Origin of the sequence: Mixta theicola, from assembly GCF_002895925.1 — a bacterium.
Taxonomy (GTDB): Bacteria; Pseudomonadota; Gammaproteobacteria; order Enterobacterales; family Enterobacteriaceae; genus Mixta; species Mixta theicola.
Map to the genome: position 1 here is coordinate 68,616 of NZ_NWUO01000005.1, position 17,396 is coordinate 86,011.

General features: G+C 54.7%; 13 protein-coding genes and 1 pseudogene. 11 read left to right on the forward strand and 3 right to left on the reverse strand.

What is annotated here, in order from left to right; translation table 11 throughout:
- The first annotated feature begins 2 nt into the window (after positions 1–2).
- From mdtD to trhP, 4 genes are all read left to right on the forward strand, one after another.
- Positions 3–1,415, forward strand: coding sequence for a multidrug transporter subunit MdtD (gene mdtD, locus COO59_RS08445; RefSeq protein ID WP_103059361.1), 1,413 nt, complete (start codon positions 3–5; stop codon positions 1,413–1,415).
- The gene (baeS, locus tag COO59_RS08450) at positions 1,415–2,797 is read left to right on the forward strand and encodes an envelope stress sensor histidine kinase BaeS (RefSeq protein WP_103059362.1); all 1,383 of its coding nucleotides are present in this window, start codon (positions 1,415–1,417) and stop codon (positions 2,795–2,797) included. Before mdtD ends, baeS begins: the two co-directional genes overlap by 1 nt.
- Before the next feature lie 10 nt (positions 2,798–2,807).
- The gene (gene baeR, locus COO59_RS08455) at positions 2,808–3,512 is read left to right on the forward strand and encodes an envelope stress response regulator BaeR (protein ID WP_103059363.1); all 705 of its coding nucleotides are present in this window, start codon (positions 2,808–2,810) and stop codon (positions 3,510–3,512) included.
- Positions 3,513–3,623: 111 nt separating this feature from the next.
- Positions 3,624–5,006: a prephenate-dependent tRNA uridine(34) hydroxylase TrhP gene (trhP, locus tag COO59_RS08460; RefSeq protein ID WP_103059364.1), complete on the forward strand. Its 1,383-nt coding sequence runs from the start codon at positions 3,624–3,626 to the stop codon at positions 5,004–5,006.
- A gap of 585 nt (positions 5,007–5,591) precedes the next feature.
- Here the strand turns inward: trhP and COO59_RS08465 are convergent.
- Positions 5,592–5,714: pseudogene (locus COO59_RS08465) on the reverse strand (IS630 family transposase); the annotation flags it as partial.
- Between the two features lie 884 nt (positions 5,715–6,598).
- Here COO59_RS08465 and yegS point away from each other — a divergent pair.
- Entirely contained in the window at positions 6,599–7,498 is a 900-nt protein-coding gene (yegS, locus tag COO59_RS08475; protein ID WP_103059366.1) for a lipid kinase YegS, read from the forward strand.
- Between the two features lie 168 nt (positions 7,499–7,666).
- Entirely contained in the window at positions 7,667–9,007 is a 1,341-nt protein-coding gene (locus COO59_RS08480) for an MFS transporter (protein WP_103059367.1), read from the forward strand.
- Positions 9,008–9,130: 123 nt separating this feature from the next.
- Here the strand turns inward: COO59_RS08480 and COO59_RS08485 are convergent, their stop codons facing one another.
- Complete coding sequence (locus COO59_RS08485) at positions 9,131–9,601, reverse strand: hypothetical protein (protein WP_133158596.1); 471 nt, start codon at positions 9,599–9,601, stop codon at positions 9,131–9,133.
- Between the two features lie 678 nt (positions 9,602–10,279).
- Here COO59_RS08485 and manD point away from each other — a divergent pair.
- From manD to COO59_RS08510, 5 genes are all read left to right on the forward strand, one after another.
- On the forward strand, positions 10,280–11,494 hold the full coding sequence (manD, locus tag COO59_RS08490; protein ID WP_103059369.1) for a D-mannonate dehydratase ManD: 1,215 nt from the start codon (positions 10,280–10,282) through the stop codon (positions 11,492–11,494).
- 10 nt (positions 11,495–11,504) lie between these two features.
- Positions 11,505–12,515, forward strand: coding sequence for a Zn-dependent oxidoreductase (locus COO59_RS08495; protein ID WP_103059370.1), 1,011 nt, complete (start codon positions 11,505–11,507; stop codon positions 12,513–12,515).
- A 69-nt stretch (positions 12,516–12,584) separates the two neighbouring features.
- Positions 12,585–13,868, forward strand: coding sequence for an MFS transporter (locus COO59_RS08500; protein WP_103059371.1), 1,284 nt, complete (start codon positions 12,585–12,587; stop codon positions 13,866–13,868).
- Positions 13,869–13,921: 53 nt separating this feature from the next.
- Positions 13,922–15,394, forward strand: a complete 1,473-nt coding sequence (locus COO59_RS08505; protein ID WP_103059372.1) for a mannitol dehydrogenase family protein — start codon at positions 13,922–13,924, stop codon at positions 15,392–15,394.
- 88 nt (positions 15,395–15,482) lie between these two features.
- Entirely contained in the window at positions 15,483–16,169 is a 687-nt protein-coding gene (locus tag COO59_RS08510; protein WP_103059373.1) for a GntR family transcriptional regulator, read from the forward strand.
- A gap of 38 nt (positions 16,170–16,207) precedes the next feature.
- On the opposite strand, the gene fbaB is transcribed toward COO59_RS08510, so the two are convergent.
- Positions 16,208–17,260, reverse strand: coding sequence for a class I fructose-bisphosphate aldolase (gene fbaB, locus COO59_RS08515; protein ID WP_103059374.1), 1,053 nt, complete (start codon positions 17,258–17,260; stop codon positions 16,208–16,210).
- Positions 17,261–17,396: the final 136 nt, after the last annotated feature.

A 17,396-nucleotide genomic window follows, 5' to 3' on the forward strand; every position in this document is an offset into this window, starting at 1 on the left:
CTATGAAGAATGGGCAATCTGCATCGGTACGCTGGCAACTGTGGATCGTTGCCATTGGCTTTTTTATGCAGACGCTGGACACCACCATCGTTAACACCGCCCTGCCCTCAATGGCGCGTGATTTAGGCGTCGATCCGCTGCAGATGCATTCGGTAGTGGTTTCCTATGTGCTGACGGTGGCGGTGACCCTGCCGCTCAGCGGCTGGCTGGCGGACCGCTTTGGCGTACGCAATATCTTTTTTGCCGCCATCGTGCTGTTTAGCCTGGGTTCACTGTTCTGCGCGGTGGCCGGATCGCTGGATCAGCTGGTGCTGGCCCGCGTGCTGCAGGGCTTCGGCGGCGCGATGCTGGTGCCGGTGGGCCGTCTGACGGTAATGAAAATCGTGCCGCGTGAGCAATATATGGCGGCCATGACCTTTGTGACGCTACCGGGACAGATTGGTCCGCTGGTCGGCCCGGCGCTGGGCGGCGTGCTGGTGGAATATGCCAGCTGGCACTGGATTTTCCTGATCAATCTGCCGGTCGGCATTCTGGGCGCGCTGGCGACCATTACCCTGATGCCTAACTACTCCATGCAGACGCGCCGCTTCGATTTTTCCGGTTTTCTGCTGCTGGCGGCGGGCATGGCGACGCTGACGCTGGCGCTGGACGGCCAGCACGGCTCCGGCAATTCGCCGCTGGTGATGGGGCTGCTGATCCTGGCGGGCGTCTTCTCGCTGCTGTTTTATCTGATGCACGCGCGCGGCAATGAAAACGCGCTGTTCAGCCTGAAGCTGTTTGCCAACCGCACCTACTCGGTCGGCCTGCTGGGCAGCCTGACCGGGCGTATCGGCAGCGGAATGCTGCCGTTTATGACGCCGCTATTTTTACAGCTGGGCCTGGGCTACAGCCCGTTTCACGCAGGCCTGATGATGATCCCGATGGTGCTCGGCAATATGGGCATGAAGCGCATCGTGGTGCAGATCGTTAACCGCTTTGGCTACCGTAATGTGCTGGTGGGCTCGACCTTAGCGCTGGCGGCGGTGGTGCTGCTGTTTCCGCTGGTGGCGCTGATGGGCTGGGTCTGGGCGCTGCCGATAGTGCTGTTTTTTCAGGGCATGGTGAACGCCATTCGCTTCTCTTCAATGAATACGCTGACGTTAAAAGAGCTGCCGGATAATCTCGCCTCCAGCGGCAACAGCCTGCTGTCGATGATTATGCAGCTGGCGATGAGTATCGGCGTCACCATCGCTGGCCTGCTGCTGGGGGCGTTTGGCCATCACGCCGCTATCGACAGCGAAATGGCGCATGAAACCTTTATTTATACCTGGCTTTGCGTGGCGCTGGCGATTACGCTGCCGGCGCTGGTTTTCTGGCGCGTGCCAAAAGAGTCGAGTAAAAATGCGGCGCTGGGCCGCGGGAGATCGTCGCGTTAATGGATAAACTACGTTTTGGCATCAGCGCGAAGCTGTTTTGCGCCATTTTTTCCACCTGCATGCTGGTGCTGATCACCATGCACTGGGGCGTACGCCTCAGCTTTGAACATGGCTTTATTGATTACATCAAACGCGGCAATGAACAGCGGCTGACGCTGCTGAGCGAGGCGCTGGCGGACCAGTATCAGCAGCACGGCAGCTGGGAGTTTTTGCGCAATAATAACCGGCTGATGTTTTCTATCCTGCGCTCGCTGGAGCAGAATCCCGATACCAATAATAATCTGCCGCCGCACGGCTGGCGCACGCAGTTCTGGATTATCGACCAGCGCTATCATGTGCTGATCGGCCCGCATTCGCCAGTGCCGCAGGAGGGGATCCGGCGCACCATTACTACCGACAGCGGCCATGTTGTCGGCTGGGTCATTGGTTCGCCGCCGGAGCGCCTGACGCGCAGCGCCGACATTCATTTCGATCAGCAGCAGCGACGCACCAGCTGGCTCATCGTTGGGCTATCGACGCTGCTGGCGGCGGCGGTCACCTGGCTGATGTCGCGCGGGCTGCTGGCCCCGGTTAAACGGCTGGTCGCGGGCACCCACCAGCTGGCGGCAGGCCATTTCACCAGCCGGGTGGCGGTAAGCAGCCAGGATGAACTGGGACGGCTGGCGCAGGACTTCAACCGCCTTGCCAGCTCGCTGGAAAAAAACGAAAGTATGCGCCGCGCCTTTATGGCGGATATTTCCCACGAGCTGCGCACGCCGCTGGCGATCCTGCGCGGCGAGCTGGAAGCCATGCAGGATGGCGTGCGCAAGCTGACGCCTGAGGCGGTCAGTTCGCTACTGATGGAGGTCGCCACGCTAACCAAGCTGGTTGATGATTTACATCAGCTGTCGCTGTCGGATGAGGGCGCTCTCGCCTACCGCAAAAGCCCGACCGATCTGGCGGCGCTGCTGGAGCTGGTCGCCGGTAATTTCCGCGCCCGCTACGCCAGCCATGCGCTGACCCTGCAGCTGCAGCTGCCGGAACAGGCACCCTTCTTTGGCGATCCCGATCGGCTTATTCAGCTGTTCACCAATCTGCTGGAAAACAGTCTGCGCTATACCGACCCAGGCGGAACGGTAAAAATGACGCTGCAGAGTTCGGCGGATCGCTGGCAGCTGCTGATTGATGATTCCGCGCCGGGCGTCGCCGACGCGCAGCGTGAACAAATTTTTGAGCGCTTTTACCGCACCGAAGGCTCGCGGAATCGCGCCAGCGGCGGCTCCGGGCTGGGCCTGGCGATCTGTCGAAATATTGTCGAAGCGCATGGCGGGACGATGTCAGCCGATCACTCTGATTTAGGTGGGCTGCAAATCAGAGTAGAATTGCCGCACGATAAACTTTGAATAGCCAGCCATGACCGAATTTAACATGCCCCTTATCCTGATCGTGGAAGATGAACCGAAGATCGCTCAGCTGATGATTGACTATCTGCAGGCGGCCAATTACCGCACCCATCATCTGGCGCGCGGGGATGAGGTTGTTGCGTTTGTGAAGCACACGCCGCCGAATCTGATCCTGCTGGATTTGATGCTGCCCGGCCTGGATGGTCTTTCCGTCTGCCGTGAGCTACGCCGCTTCTCCGATCTGCCGATCGTGATGGTCACCGCAAAAATCGAAGAGATCGACCGGCTGCTGGGGCTGGAGATTGGCGCGGATGATTATATCTGTAAGCCCTTCAGCCCGCGTGAAGTGGTGGCGCGAGTAAAAACCATTCTGCGCCGCTGTCAGCGCCCGCCGGAAGAAATCGCGCCGCCTTCGCCGCTGGTGGTGGATGAAATGCGTTTTCAGGCCAGCTGGGCGGGGAAAGCGCTCGATCTGACGCCCGCCGAGTTTCGCCTGCTGAAAACGCTGGCGCAGGAGCCCGGCAAAGTCTTTTCGCGTGAGCAGCTGTTAAATCATCTGTATGACGATTACCGCGTGGTGACCGATCGCACCATTGACAGCCATATCAAAAATCTCCGCCGCAAGCTGGAAGCGCTGGATGCCGACCAGCCCTTTATTCGCGCCGTATACGGGATGGGCTACCGCTGGGAGGCGGATGAGTGTCGCTTGATCTAGCGCAATTTACATCCCTGGTTCAGCCGCTTAGAATTCCTCACCTTTTAACGGGCCATCAATTTTTGCTGTGCCCGTCCGCAATATCTGACCTGACATCAGACTGAGAATATTATGTTTAAACCGGAACTCCTCTCTCCGGCCGGTACGCTGAAAAATATGCGCTACGCCTTCGCCTATGGCGCTGATGCAGTGTACGCCGGCCAGCCACGCTACAGCCTGCGCGTGCGCAACAACGAATTTAACCATCAGAATCTGGCGCTGGGCATTCAGGAAGCGCACGCGCTGGGCAAAAAGTTTTATGTAGTGGTCAATATCGCCCCGCATAACGCCAAGCTGAAAACCTTTATCCGCGATCTACAGCCGGTGATTGATATGCAGCCGGACGCGCTGATTATGTCCGATCCTGGCCTGATTATGATGGTGCGCGAAGCTTTCCCCGCTATGCCGATTCATCTGTCGGTACAGGCCAACGCGGTTAATTGGGCGACGGTGAAATTCTGGCAGCAGATGGGCCTGTCGCGCGTCATTCTGTCACGCGAACTGTCGCTGGAAGAGATTGAAGAGATCCGTCAGCAGGTGCCGGAGATGGAGCTGGAGATCTTTGTGCACGGCGCGCTGTGCATGGCCTATTCCGGGCGCTGCCTGCTTTCCGGCTATATCAACAAACGCGATCCCAATCAGGGAACCTGCACCAACGCCTGCCGCTGGGAATATAAAGTTCAGGAAGGCAAAGAGGATGAGATCGGCAATATTGTGCATCAGTATGAACCGATTCCGGTGCAGGATGTTACGCCGACGCTCGGCGCCGGTCAGCCGACCGATAAAGTATTTATGATCGAAGAGGCGATGCGCCCCGGCGAGTATATGACCGCGTTTGAGGATGAGCACGGCACCTATATTATGAACTCCAAAGATCTGCGCGCCGTGGCGCACGTCGAACGTCTGACGCGGATGGGCGTCCACTCGCTGAAGATAGAAGGACGCACCAAATCGTTCTACTACTGCGCCCGTACCGCGCAGGTTTATCGTCGCGCCATTGACGACGCTGCCGCTGGCAAGCCGTTCGATCCCACGCTGCTGGCGACGCTGGAAGGCCTGGCACACCGCGGCTATACCGAAGGTTTCCTGCGCCGCCATACGCATGACAGCTATCAAAACTATGATTACGGCTACTCGATTTCTGAGCGTCAGCAGTTTGTCGGCGAGTTTACCGGCGAACGGCGCGGCGGTCTGGCGCAGGTGGATGTGAAAAATAAGTTTTCCTCTGGCGACAGCCTGGAGCTGATGACGCCCGCCGGTAATCTGCACTTTACCCTGACGGCGCTGGAAAACAGTAAAGGCCAGCCGATTGAGGTCGCGCCGGGTAATGGCCATATCGTCTGGCTGCCGGTGCCGGAAGAGATAGATCTGAATTTTGCCCTGCTGATGCGTAATCTTAACGGCACCACCACGCGTAATCCGCACGCGGAGGTTAGCGCCTCCGGCGCAAATTAATGAAGCAAAAACGGCGGCGTAACAGCAACTAACACAGCCGGGCTGTAAGTCCGGTTTTTTATCGACAAAAGATAAAAAACAGGCATTCAGCCTGTTTTTCCATTGAAATGTTTTTATCGACCAACCCTACAAGGCAGAGTTTTATATACTTTTTTAATCTTACTTCCCGAACTTTGCTGTTATGCGCGGGAATTGCCATATCACAATAATTACGGTAACAAGCATTAACCGGCCCAATATTCAGGGAATAAATATAGCCATAAAAAACCGAAAAATAAAATGATTGCAGGAAACACCACGTAAGTTAAAACAAAATAAATCAGTGAGTTAAACATTATAACTCCTGCGAATTTCGTCTACCAGTTCGTCCATAGTTGTATATTTCTTTAATATTACTTTAGACATACTATCTGAAAGAATCGGCTCGATAAAATAATAAAGCATCTCCAGTTTTTCATCGTAACTTACAATTATCTGATCTGCCACGTCGATTCTAATGTTCAACAGAATAGAGAGACAGTCATCGGCTTCAGCAGTTTTCCAGGCCATTTGCCCGCTACTTTCCGCATCCGGCCTTTGTACCGGTGCTGCGTTTATCGCTGTCACCTTCTCTTCTTTGTGCGGGTCACGGATGCATAGTGTTAGTGCGGCTCTGCACCCGCCCAGTCCGACAGCAGGAAGCCATTGACGGGCGGTTGAAGCATGCAGGTCCATAAGTTTATTAGAGCATTATGGTCTCTTGCATAAACGTATGCAGGCAGCGTACAGACTAGAAAAACCAGACCCAGAATTTTATCAAATTCTGCGTTACTATCATGTTGATGGGTTGTATTTTCTTGTTGAGCCTGGCATAAAGAAGTATCTCGGATATGGTAGGCCACGTAATGCAGAACAACTGTTCAAAATGATTGAAGATCTTTTATCATGAACCTGATAAAGAAAATTTTACAGGATATATGGGTAGAGTTAGCTACCTATTTAATGATAGGAATCGTAGCACTGGTGGCCTATCTTTCAGGCATCTTTTTCCCGGAATATTCTGGTACTTTTGTAATTATTTCAATTCCTGTTGTGCTATACATATTCTTTAGAAAATAACTTTCTGCTGGCCCCGTATTTGCCAGTCAGCGCCTGTTTCAGGCCTGAGGTGAATATGCCTGCGATCCCTGCTGTATGTCGCGACGCAAACGCGGGGCAATCCAGGATAACTCAATCCCACTCCCTTGCTTTTGTTACTGCATCGGCATCGCTAACGGATGCGAACGATTGAATGTTTAATGACCTGCCGTGACAGTTTTTAGAATTTGATCACATTAGCCGACACGGTTTGACGCTAACATCGCGCTTGCTAAAACGAGCAAAAAGAAACGGCAGTCTATACCAGGAACCACCTCATTCGCCCGCCCGGCTCCCCCGTGCGGGTTTTTCTTTGCGTGTCGCGCTTAAAGCCCACCTGGGCGCGCGATTTTTTCCTCTTCTGTGCTATAAAAACACTCTGACAAAAACGCGTGACCAACCCAAAAGGTAGGCCGCGCCGACACATTGTCATCAATCTCACTCTTACTGCGAAATATGCTGCCAGGGGAAATAGCATGGAAAAACAGGCTTTAACACTGGTGATCCTGAATGGAAAAGGTGCGGGAAACGAGGCGCTGCGGGCGGCAATCGCCACGCTGCGCGCCGAAGGTTATCCCATTGAAGTCCGCGTGACCTGGGAGCCGGGCGACAGCGAACGTTATCTGCAGGAAGCCATTGCGCTGCGTGCAGCTACCGTGGTAGCGGGCGGCGGTGATGGCACCATTAATGAACTGGCGAATGCCCTGATTAACATTACGCCATCCTCCCGGCCGATTTTGGGTATTTTACCGCTGGGCACCGCCAACGACTTCGCAACCAGCGCCGGTATTCCTGAAGATCCGCAGGCGGCGCTGCAGCTGGCGATTGCGGGCAAAACGGTCAATATTGACCTGGCGCGCGTTAATCAGGATCGTTATTTCATTAATATGGCGACGGGCGGATTTGGCACGCGTATTACTACCGAAACGCCGGAAAAGCTGAAATCAGCGCTGGGCGGCGTCTCCTATTTTATTCATGGCCTGATGCGCATGGATACGCTGAAGGCGGATAGCTGCGCAATCAGCGGTCCCGATTTTACCTGGTACGGCGACGCGCTGGCGATTGGCATCGGCAATGGACGTCAGGCGGGCGGCGGACAGCGTCTTTGTCCCCGGGCGTTAATTAACGATGGTTTACTGGATCTGAGCATCGTCAATTCGCAAGAGCTGCTTTCCACGCTGCTGCACTCTTTAACTAGCGACGAACAGAATCCAAATATTATTTCCGCTACGCTACCCTGGCTGAAAATTTCCTCACCCAACGAGATGACCTTTAACCTCGACGGCGAACCGCTCAGCGGCACCGAGTTTCACATTGAGGTTATCCCTGGCGCGCTGGCCTGCCGTTTACCGCCGCAGTGTGAACTGCTTTCCTGACGTCTCTCACCTCTTCCGGCCTGTTGGTTAAAAATTTATTCTTTTCTGACAGGCGGTTATGGATAAATCGCTCGAAATTCTACCAACGTGATCCTGGTCGCGGCATTTCCCATTGGCACTGGTATGGTAGTCAGCCAACCCTGGTTTACCGTTGCATCAGGAAAAACTATGACCGATATACACACGCAGGCTGCGGCGACGCCGGCCAGCCATACTGCGGTAATACGCCGCGTTGCTACCGCTTCAGCCATAGGAACCGCCGCCGAATATTATGATTTTTTTGCCTACGGTACCGCCGCCGTACTGTTCTTTGGCCCGCTGTTTTTTCCTGCCACCGATCCACTGATCGGTACGCTCGCCGCTTTTGCCACCTATGCCGTTGGCTTCCTGGCGCGTCCGCTGGGCGGCATCATTTTTGGTCATATAGGCGATAAAGTTGGCCGCAAAAAAGCGCTGGTAATTACTATCCTGCTGGTCGGGCTCGGTACCTTCTGCATTGGGCTGCTGCCCACCTATGACAAAATCGGCCTTTGGGCGCCCACTCTGCTGATTATTATCCGCATTATTCAGGGGTTCGGCGTCGGCGGCGAGCAGGCAGGCGCGGTGCTGATGACGGCAGAATATGCCGAACCGAGCCGCAGAGGCTTTTTCGCCAGCTGGGTGCAGATAGGCGCGCCGACCGGCTTTTTACTGCCGCTGGCGCTGTTTGCCTTGCTCAACGCCACGCTTTCTGCCGAAAGTATGATGGCCTGGGGCTGGCGCATTCCTTTCCTGTTAAGCGCCGTGCTGGTGGTGCTCGGCATGTTTATCCGTCTGCGCATTGATGAATCGCCAGTTTTCGCCAAAATCCGTGAAACCAAAGCGGCAGAATCACGACCGCTTAAAGAAGTGGTGCGCGATTATCCCGGTATTGTTTGTTACGGCGTACTGGCGAAACTGCTGGAGGCAGGCGCGTTCGGTATGTTTACCGTGATTGTGCTGGCGTGGGGCAAGGCCAATCAGCTGGATGCCAATCTGCTGATGCAAACCATGATTGTTGCGGTGCTGCTGGAGATTATCGCTATTCCGCTGATGGGGCATCTGTCCGATCGGATTGGCCGCCGGCGCGTCTACTTTATGGGCACGCTATTGCTGACGCTGGCCATTGTTCCCTGGTTTATGGCGCTGCAAACCGGCAACGGCTGGCTGACGCAGCTGGCGATGATCCTGGTGCTGACACTCGGTCACAGCATGTGTTATGCCCCGCAGGCCGCCTGGTTTCCAGAGCTGTTCCCTTCACACATTCGCTGTAGCGGAATTGCCCTGATTTGGCAGACCGGCTCGCTAATCGGCGGCGGTATTCTTGGCCTGACGGCGATTAAAATTTTGCAGATGAGCGGCGGTCACTACGGCGGCCTGGCGATTTATATGATTGTGCTCGGCCTGCTTTCTTTAATCGGCATTACGCTTCTGCCGGAAACCGCCCCCGCCAAACGGCAGGGCGAATACCAGGACTGGCAACAGCATTAAACGCCGTAACGAACGCGGTTATTCTGCTGCGTTATGGCGTGACAAGTCGAAACGTGGCCGCGTTAAGCCGCTCAATAACTCAGGCCCGCCTCTCTGTCTGTTAAACGCCAGAGAGGCCGCCTTTTAAAATTTTATAAAAGCGGAAACCCTTAATGAAAGCGTATCAGGTTCAAAACTGCCTGGCTGTCGGGCGGCATGTAAATGCGATCCCCCGGAGGCGGTTTCTTGCGTAATAATGCCGACAAAAGGCGCTGTGGAAGTAGCAGGCCCCAGGCTGCCCGGATAAGGCGGATAACTTCTTCCTCGTCCTGTTATTCTGCCTCCCCGGTTAGTCTGGAAATCCACATATACCATGTTTACCGCACGTACGGCATTAAGAAAATGGCAGTACTCCTTACCTCTTATCTTGCCTTTTGCATAAATCACAAAAACGCTTCCCATCGGTTTGGTTAGCATCCAGCGATTTGCCTGATTTAAAGTAAGAAAGCCTGGATATTCCTGCCCATGACAGCCGGTACGGGCCAGAATAAAATTATTAATGTTTTTTATTTGCGCATCAACGCTGCTACCCATTTGAAAGCGAAGTTGACTCATAGCGTTATCATGCAGGTGCTCAGAGTAATGGCTGGCTTCTTCTGAAACGGCTGCGCTGTGCGATAAGCTTAACAGACAGACAGCGCCAGCAGCGCTACAGCTGGCGCAATTTATGGTTGATTCTTGTCGTGGGCGGAGCGGGCTGCTCTCAACGGAATTAACGAAAACGCCGGAATGATTATTCATAGTTCAACTTTAAATGAGAGGCTAATTTCACGGCATTTTAATTCACTGCCATTTTTTGCAAAAAATTAAAATATCCAATTTAATAATATATAAAATAATAATTAACGAACTAAACTTTTCCATTAACCTTTAAACCTAATATATTTGCTGCTTGTCATTTTTTAGGACATAGCTTATTTAACTTTCTGCGGCTGGCTTTACTCAGCGCCTGCGGAATAATTATGAAAATTTACAGGCTTTCCTTTTTATAAAAATTGTATAAATACAAACGTTAATAATATAGATCGGTAATGATAATTCTGTCCAAAACTGCAGTTTTAAGGATGCGCCAGGTAAATAACAGGGATAGCGCCCGGAACAATATTTTTCTCAGCGTAGCCAGAGAGCGCGAAACAGTGTGATCCCGATCGAACTCCTGCTAATCGCTACTTGTATGGTAGTACGACGGAGCTTAAATTTCGCTCACCTGAAGACGCTATAAAGGCCAGAAAAATGAAAATTGTTAACGCTGAAGTCTTTGTTACCTGTCCAGGCAGGAACTTTGTCACGCTGAAAATCACCACCGATGAAGGGATTACCGGCATTGGCGACGCCACGCTCAACGGCCGCGAGCTGCCGGTCGCCTCTTATCTGAAAGATCATATCTGTCCGCAGCTGATTGGCCGCGACGCGCACCGAATTGAAGATATATGGCAGTTCTTTTACAAGGGAGCCTACTGGCGGCGCGGCCCGGTCACCATGTCCGCCATTTCTGCCGTCGATATGGCGCTGTGGGACATCAAAGCCAAAGCCGCCAATATGCCGCTCTATCAGCTGCTGGGCGGCGCGTCGCGTACCGGCGTTATGGTGTACTGCCATACCACCGGCCACAGTATTGATGAAGTGCTGGATGACTATGCGCGCCATAAAGAGATGGGCTTTAAGGCCATTCGCGTTCAGTGCGGCGTGCCGGGCATGAAAACCACCTACGGCATGGCGAAAGGCAAAGGTCTGGCCTATGAGCCCGCCACCAAAGGCGACTGGCCGGAAGAGCAGCTGTGGTCCAGTGAAAAATACCTCGACTTTACGCCCAAACTGTTTGCCGCCGTGCGCGAGCGCTTTGGCTTCGATGAGCATCTGCTGCATGACATGCACCATCGTCTGACGCCGATCGAAGCGGCGCGCTTCGGCAAGCGCATCGAAGATTACCGCCTGTTCTGGATGGAAGATCCAACGCCTGCGGAAAATCAGGAGTGCTTCCGTCTGATCCGCCAGCATACCGTTACGCCGATCGCCGTGGGCGAAGTATTTAACAGTATCTGGGATTGCAAGCAGCTGATCGAAGAACAGCTGATCGATTATATCCGCACCACCATTACCCATGCGGGCGGCATCACCGGTATGCGCCGCATCGCTGATTTCGCCTCGCTGTATCAGGTACGCACCGGATCGCACGGCCCGTCCGATCTGTCGCCGATCTGCATGGCGGCGGCGCTGCATTTCGATCTGTGGGTGCCAAACTTCGGCGTGCAGGAATATATGGGTTATTCCGCGCAGATGCTGGAAGTCTTCCCGCACAGCTGGACCTTCGATAACGGCTATATGCATCCGGGCGATAAGCCAGGCCTGGGCATTGAGTTCAATGAGAAGCTGGCGGCGAAATACCCATACGAGCCCGCCTATCTGCCGGTCGCCCGTCTTGAAGATGGCACTTTATGGAACTGGTAAGGAAATGATGATGAAAAGTGTGGTTATCGAACAGCCCGGCGAACTGCAACTGCAGCAGCGCGCGTTACCGGAACCTGTCGCAGGCGAAGTGCGGATAAAAGTTCGCTACGCCAGCATTTGCGGCTCAGACGTGCATATCTGGCACGGCCATAACCCCTTTGCGCGCTATCCGCGCGTTATTGGCCATGAATTTTTTGGCGTGATCGACGCCGTCGGCGCCGGCGTTGATGCCGGACGCATCGGCGAACGCGTGGCGGTCGATCCGGTGGTGAGCTGCGGCCACTGCTATCCCTGCTCGGTAGGACGTCCTAACGTCTGCCGTGAGCTGCAGGTTATTGGCGTGCATCGCGACGGCGGCTTTAGCGAATATGCCGTTGCGCCAGCCCGCAATGCTTACCGCGTGCCGGACAGCATTCCCGACAAGCTGGCCAGCCTGATTGAGCCTTTTACCATTGCCGCCAATATCACCGCTTTTCTGCAGCCCACCGCGCAGGATATCGCTCTGGTATACGGCGCGGGTCCGATGGGCCTGACGGCGATTCAGGTGCTGAAGGGTGTTTATGGCGTGCAGCAGGTGTTGGTGGTCGATCGTCTGCCGGAGCGGCTGGCATTAGCGCAACAAAGCGGCGCGGACGCGATCTTTAATAATAGCGACGTGCCGCTGGCGGCCCAGCTGGAAGGCGTACAGCCGACGTTGATTATTGATGCTGCCTGCCATCCGTCGATTCTGGCGGAAGCGGCGGCGCTGGCCTCGCCGGCGGCGCGCATTGGCCTGCTGGGTTTCTCTGCCGAGCCCTGCACGCTGACGCAGCAAAGCCTGACCAGTAAAGAGCTGTCGCTGTTTACCTCGCGGCTAAACAGCCATCGCTTTGCGCAGGTTATTGAATGGATTGAGCGCGGCGCTATCCAGCCGGAAAAGCTGGTCACGCATTATTTACCGCTTACCGAAATTGAGCAGGCCATGACGCTGTTTGAAAAAGATCCCCGCACCTGCTGCAAAGTTATTTTATCTGTTGAATAAGCCAGGGGTTGGGCGGTACGGCCGCCCTTCCATAAATTATTATAACTATCAAATAATTACGGAGATACCATGTTCAAGAATTTGCGTTGGACCATAGTACTTCTGCTGTTTCTGGTCTACATGATCAACTACCTCGATCGCGTAGCGCTTTCCCTCACCGTACCGATGATTGAAAAAGATTTGATGCTGAACGCCGAGCAGTTCGGCCTGATTTTCGGCAGCTTCTTTTTCGGCTATGCCCTGTTTAATTTTATTGGCGGTCTGGCGACCGACAAATATGGCCCAACGCTGGTGTTGGGCCTGGCGGTAGGCATGTGGTCGCTGTTCTGCGGCCTGACCGCCGTCGCTACCGGCTTTTGGTCGATGCTGATCCTGCGTGTGCTGTTCGGCATGGCGGAAGGCCCGATCTGCGCCTCCGCCAACAAGGCGATTAACGGCTGGTTCCCGAAAAAACAGGCGGCAACCGCGATGGGCTTTCTGAGCGCGGGTTCGCCGCTCGGCGGCGCGGTGGCCGGGCCGATTATCGGCTATCTGGCGCTGGCATTCGGCTGGCGACTGGCGTTTGTCATTATCTGTTCGATCGGCATTGTCTGGATGGTGATCTGGTTTTTCATCGCCGCTGATAATCCGGCACGCAGCAAACGTGTCTCAGCCGAAGAGCGCGCCTTAATCGATCAACTGAAAGAGCAACAGCCGGGCGAAGAGGCCGATCTGACTCAGGCCGCGCACGGGCTAAGCTACTACCTGCGTCAGCCGATTATCCTGGTTACCGCCTTTGCCTTCTTCTGTTACAACTACATTCTGTTCTTCTTCCTGAGCTGGTTCCCGGCTTATCTGGTGCAGGCGCACGGCCTGGACATTAAATCGATGAGCATGACCACCGTAATCCCGTGGATTGTCGGTTTTATCGGCCTGGCGCTGGGCGGCTGGATCTCCGATAAGATTTTTAACATCACCGGTCGGCTGCTGCTGTCACGAAAAATTGTGCTGGTGGTCGCGTTACTGGCTGCCGCTCTTTGTGTGGCGCTGGCCGGTACGGTAGAAGGGGTAGTTTCCGCGGTATTGCTGATGTCCGTGTCGATCTTCTTCCTGTACATCACCGGCGCTATTTACTGGGCGATTATTCAGGATGTGGTGCATAAAAGCCGCGTCGGCGGGATCAGCGGCTTTATCCATTTGATTGGCAGCCTGTCCGGGATTATCGGCCCGATCGTCACCGGCTTTATTGTGCAGCATACCGGCAAATTCGACAGCGCTTTCATACTGGCTGGCGTGGTTGCCGGGCTTGGCGCGATGCTGGTGCTTTTCGTCATAAAAAGCCCGAAGGCCACCAGCAAACCCGTTTCTGTATAAACACTTCCGGCGCGCCTGGCGCGCCTTTTACGTTAAGTAAGAAGGATTTTCTTATGCTATCCGTTGAGACACTGGCAGACGATGTTTTAATTCCCGATTACGATCGTTCCCGCCTGCGCGCGCGCATTCTGCATATCGGCTTTGGCGCTTTTCATCGCGCCCATCAGGCGGTATGCGCCGACCGACTGGCACGCGAGCAGCACAGCGACTGGGGCTATATCGAGTGCGCAATCAATCTGCACAGTACCAGTCATCTGATGGCATCGCTGCGCCAGCAGGATTATCTGTATACCGTAACTGAGATGGCGGACAGCGGTAAAACGTCGCGCGCGGTGGGGGTGATTACCGCCGCCGTGAATGCACGTACCGATGGCATCGACGCGGTGATTGCGGCTATGTGTCAGCCGGAGATTGCTATCGTCTCAATGACCGTTACCGAGAAAGGCTACTGTCATCATCCGGCTACCGGCCAGCTTAACCTTGAACATCCGGCAATTCAGCATGATATTGCCCATCCGGATGCGCCGCAGTCGCTGCCCGGCGTGATTCTGGCCGCCGTTAAGCGCCGCCGCGATGGTGGCCTGCCGCCGTTCAGCGTAATGTCCTGCGATAATATGTCGGAAAACGGCCACGTGACGCGCAATGTGATTTTACAGCTGGCGGAGAAACAGGATGCCGGGTTAGCGGACTATATCCGCCACCATCTGACCTTCCCCTCCACCATGGTCGATCGCATTGTTCCGGCGATGACGCAGGAAGCGCTGGATGCGCTGGGCGAAAAGCTGGGCTGCTACGATCCGGTTGCCGTCCAGTGCGAACCCTTTTTTCAGTGGGTGATTGAAGATAATTTTGTCAATGGCCGCCCCGCCTGGGAAAAAGCCGGCGCGGAGCTGGTGGATGACGTGCTGCCGTTCGAGGAGATGAAGCTGCGTATGCTTAACGGCAGCCACTCATTCCTGGCTTATCTCGGCTATCTGGCGGGCTATCAGCATATCAGTGACTGTATGGAAGATGACGATTTCCTGCGCGCCGCCCGTACGTTGATGCTGGCGGAACAGGCCCCGACGCTGCGCACCAAAGAGATTGACCTGGTCGCCTACGCCGATTCGCTAATTGCACGCTATCAAAACCGCGCCATTAAGCACCGCACCTGGCAAATCGCTGCTGACGGTACGCAAAAGCTGCCGCAGCGCTGGCTCGACAGTATTCGCTGGCATCTGGCGCACCATAGCCGTTTCGATCTGCTGGCGCTGGGGGTAGCGGGCTGGATCCGCTATGTTGGCGGCGTTGATGAACAGGGCAACCCGATTGAAATTAACGATCCGTTAAAAGAGGCGCTGGCGCAGCGCGTCAGCGAAAGTGCGGAAGGCGAAGCGCGTATTGCCGCCCTGCTCTCGCTGAAAAAGGTGTTCGGCGACGATCTGCCTGCTAATACGCAGTTTACCGCGCGGGTGCTCGATTTTTATCAGCAGCTGCTGCGGTCTGGTGCCAAAGAAACGGTTAAACAGCTGATCGCCAGCTATTAATTGTTCCTTTGACAAAAGGGCTGGCGCGGAGCTAACGGGCTGTTTAGACTGAAGGCTTTCGCGTCCAGCCGTCCAGGAAAGTTGTCGTATGTCAATAACCTACACCATCACCGCCAACGAGCCGGTTAATCAACAGATTTATCGATTTTTGCGTCAGGATATTGTGACCTGCGTCATCCCTCCCGGTTCGCTGCTGTCGGAAAAAGAGGTCTCTTCACGTTTTAACGTTTCGCGCCAGCCGGTCCGGGAAGCTTTTATCAAACTGGCGGAGGCCGGGCTGGTACAAATTCTGCCGCAGCGTGGCACCTTTGTCCGTAAAATCTCCGCGCAGCGCGTGGCAGACGGCCGGTTTATTCGTGAAGCGGTAGAAATCGCCGTGGTGCGCCGGGCGGCAATGGAAGCGGCGCCCGCCGCGTTAATGGCGCTGGAACATAACCTTCAGCTACAAAAAATGGCGGCGCAGCGCCACGACGTGCAGGCTTTTTTAATGCTGGACGATGAGTTTCATCTGTTGATTGCACAAAGTATTCACTGCGAGCTGGCGTGGGAAACGGTAGAAAATATCAAGGCTAGCATGGATCGCGTGCGCTTTTTAACGCTTAGCAAGGTTTCGCCGCCGGAGAGCCTGATTGAACAGCATGAGGAGATCCTCAGTACGTTGCGCAATAAAGATGCCGACGGCGCTGAACAGGCGATGCGTCGGCATCTGCAGGAGATAATTTCTTCTATTACGCCTGTCGCCGAGCAAAACAGCGCATGGTTTGAACAGGCGTGACGGCTAACAGGGCGGCGCAGAGCCGCCCCCGCTAAAAGTCAGGCGATAGTAATATCTTTTGCTAAATAGACGTCCTGCACCGCATTGATTAACGCCACGCCATCCTTCATTGATTTCTTAAACGCTTTACGGCCTAAAATCAGGCCCATACCGCCCGCGCGTTTATTGATCACCGCCGTGCGAACCGATTCAGCGGTATCGGTTTCGCCCGCCGATGCGCCGCCTGAGTTAATTAATCCCGCGCGGCCCATATAGCAGTTAGCCAGCTGATAGCGCACCAGATCGATGGGGTTTTCACTGGTCAGCTTGCTGTAAACCCGTTCATCGGTATGGCCAAATTTCACCATATTGTAGCCGCCGTTATTTTCCGCCATTTTCTGTTTTACAATATCCGCGCCAATGGTCGCGGCCAGATGGTTGGCCTGGCCGGAAAGATCGGCGCTGACGTGGTAATCCACACCCTCTTTTTTAAAGGCGTCATTGCGCAGATAGGCCCAAAGCACGGTAACCATTCCCAGTTCATGCGCGCGCTCAAAGGCGGCGGAAATTTCCTCAATCTGACGGCGAGACTGTTCTGATCCAAAGTAAATGGTTGCGCCGACGGCTACCGCGCCCAGATTAAACGCCTGCTCGACGCTGGCATACAGGGTTTGATCGTACTGCGCCGGATAGCTCAGGGTTTCGTTATGGTTCAGCTTTACCATAAACGGGATCTTGTGCGCGTAGCGGCGGGATACTGCCGCCAGCACGCCATAGGTTGAGGCCACGCAGTTACAGCCCGCCTCAATAGCCAGCTCAACGATGTTTTTCGGATCGAAATAGCGCGGATTAGCGGCAAAAGAGGCACCGGCGGAATGCTCTACGCCCTGATCGACCGGCAGGATAGAAAGATAGCCGGTGCCCGCCAGGCGACCAGAGTTATACAGCGTCTGCATATTACGCAGCACCGCAGGAGGACGATTGTTATCGATCATGACCCGATCGATATAATCCGCGCCCGGCAGGTAAAGGCTTTCCGCTGGAATGGTCATGCAGCGATGTTGCAAAAGGCTATCCGCTTCTTTGCCCAATAACTGTACGATGTCCGTCATGTTTGCTCCTGTAAGGTTGAGGCAAGGCTTTACTGGCCGGGCAGTTTTCAGACCGCCCGGCGACCCGCCACAGACTGACGTCCTTTCAGTCGCTAACGCAAACTGCTGACTCCATTTTTCAGAAATATACGTATTA

Excerpts from the sequence above, each read along its gene's own strand:
- trhP (WP_103059364.1), top strand. The coding sequence starts at position 3,624 with ATGTTTAAACCGGAACTCCTCTCTCCGGCCGGTACGCTGAAAAATATG.
- manD (WP_103059369.1), top strand. The coding sequence starts at position 10,280 with ATGAAAATTGTTAACGCTGAAGTCTTTGTTACCTGTCCAGGCAGGAAC.
- COO59_RS08480 (WP_103059367.1), top strand. The coding sequence starts at position 7,667 with ATGACCGATATACACACGCAGGCTGCGGCGACGCCGGCCAGCCATACT.
- COO59_RS08485 (WP_133158596.1), bottom strand. The coding sequence starts at position 9,601 with ATGAGTCAACTTCGCTTTCAAATGGGTAGCAGCGTTGATGCGCAAATA.
- yegS (WP_103059366.1), top strand. The coding sequence starts at position 6,599 with ATGGAAAAACAGGCTTTAACACTGGTGATCCTGAATGGAAAAGGTGCG.
- fbaB (WP_103059374.1), bottom strand. The coding sequence starts at position 17,260 with ATGACGGACATCGTACAGTTATTGGGCAAAGAAGCGGATAGCCTTTTG.
- mdtD (WP_103059361.1), top strand. The coding sequence starts at position 3 with ATGAAGAATGGGCAATCTGCATCGGTACGCTGGCAACTGTGGATCGTT.
- COO59_RS08500 (WP_103059371.1), top strand. The coding sequence starts at position 12,585 with ATGTTCAAGAATTTGCGTTGGACCATAGTACTTCTGCTGTTTCTGGTC.
- baeS (WP_103059362.1), top strand. The coding sequence starts at position 1,415 with ATGGATAAACTACGTTTTGGCATCAGCGCGAAGCTGTTTTGCGCCATT.
- COO59_RS08505 (WP_103059372.1), top strand. The coding sequence starts at position 13,922 with ATGCTATCCGTTGAGACACTGGCAGACGATGTTTTAATTCCCGATTAC.
- COO59_RS08510 (WP_103059373.1), top strand. The coding sequence starts at position 15,483 with ATGTCAATAACCTACACCATCACCGCCAACGAGCCGGTTAATCAACAG.
- COO59_RS08495 (WP_103059370.1), top strand. The coding sequence starts at position 11,505 with ATGAAAAGTGTGGTTATCGAACAGCCCGGCGAACTGCAACTGCAGCAG.
- baeR (WP_103059363.1), top strand. The coding sequence starts at position 2,808 with ATGACCGAATTTAACATGCCCCTTATCCTGATCGTGGAAGATGAACCG.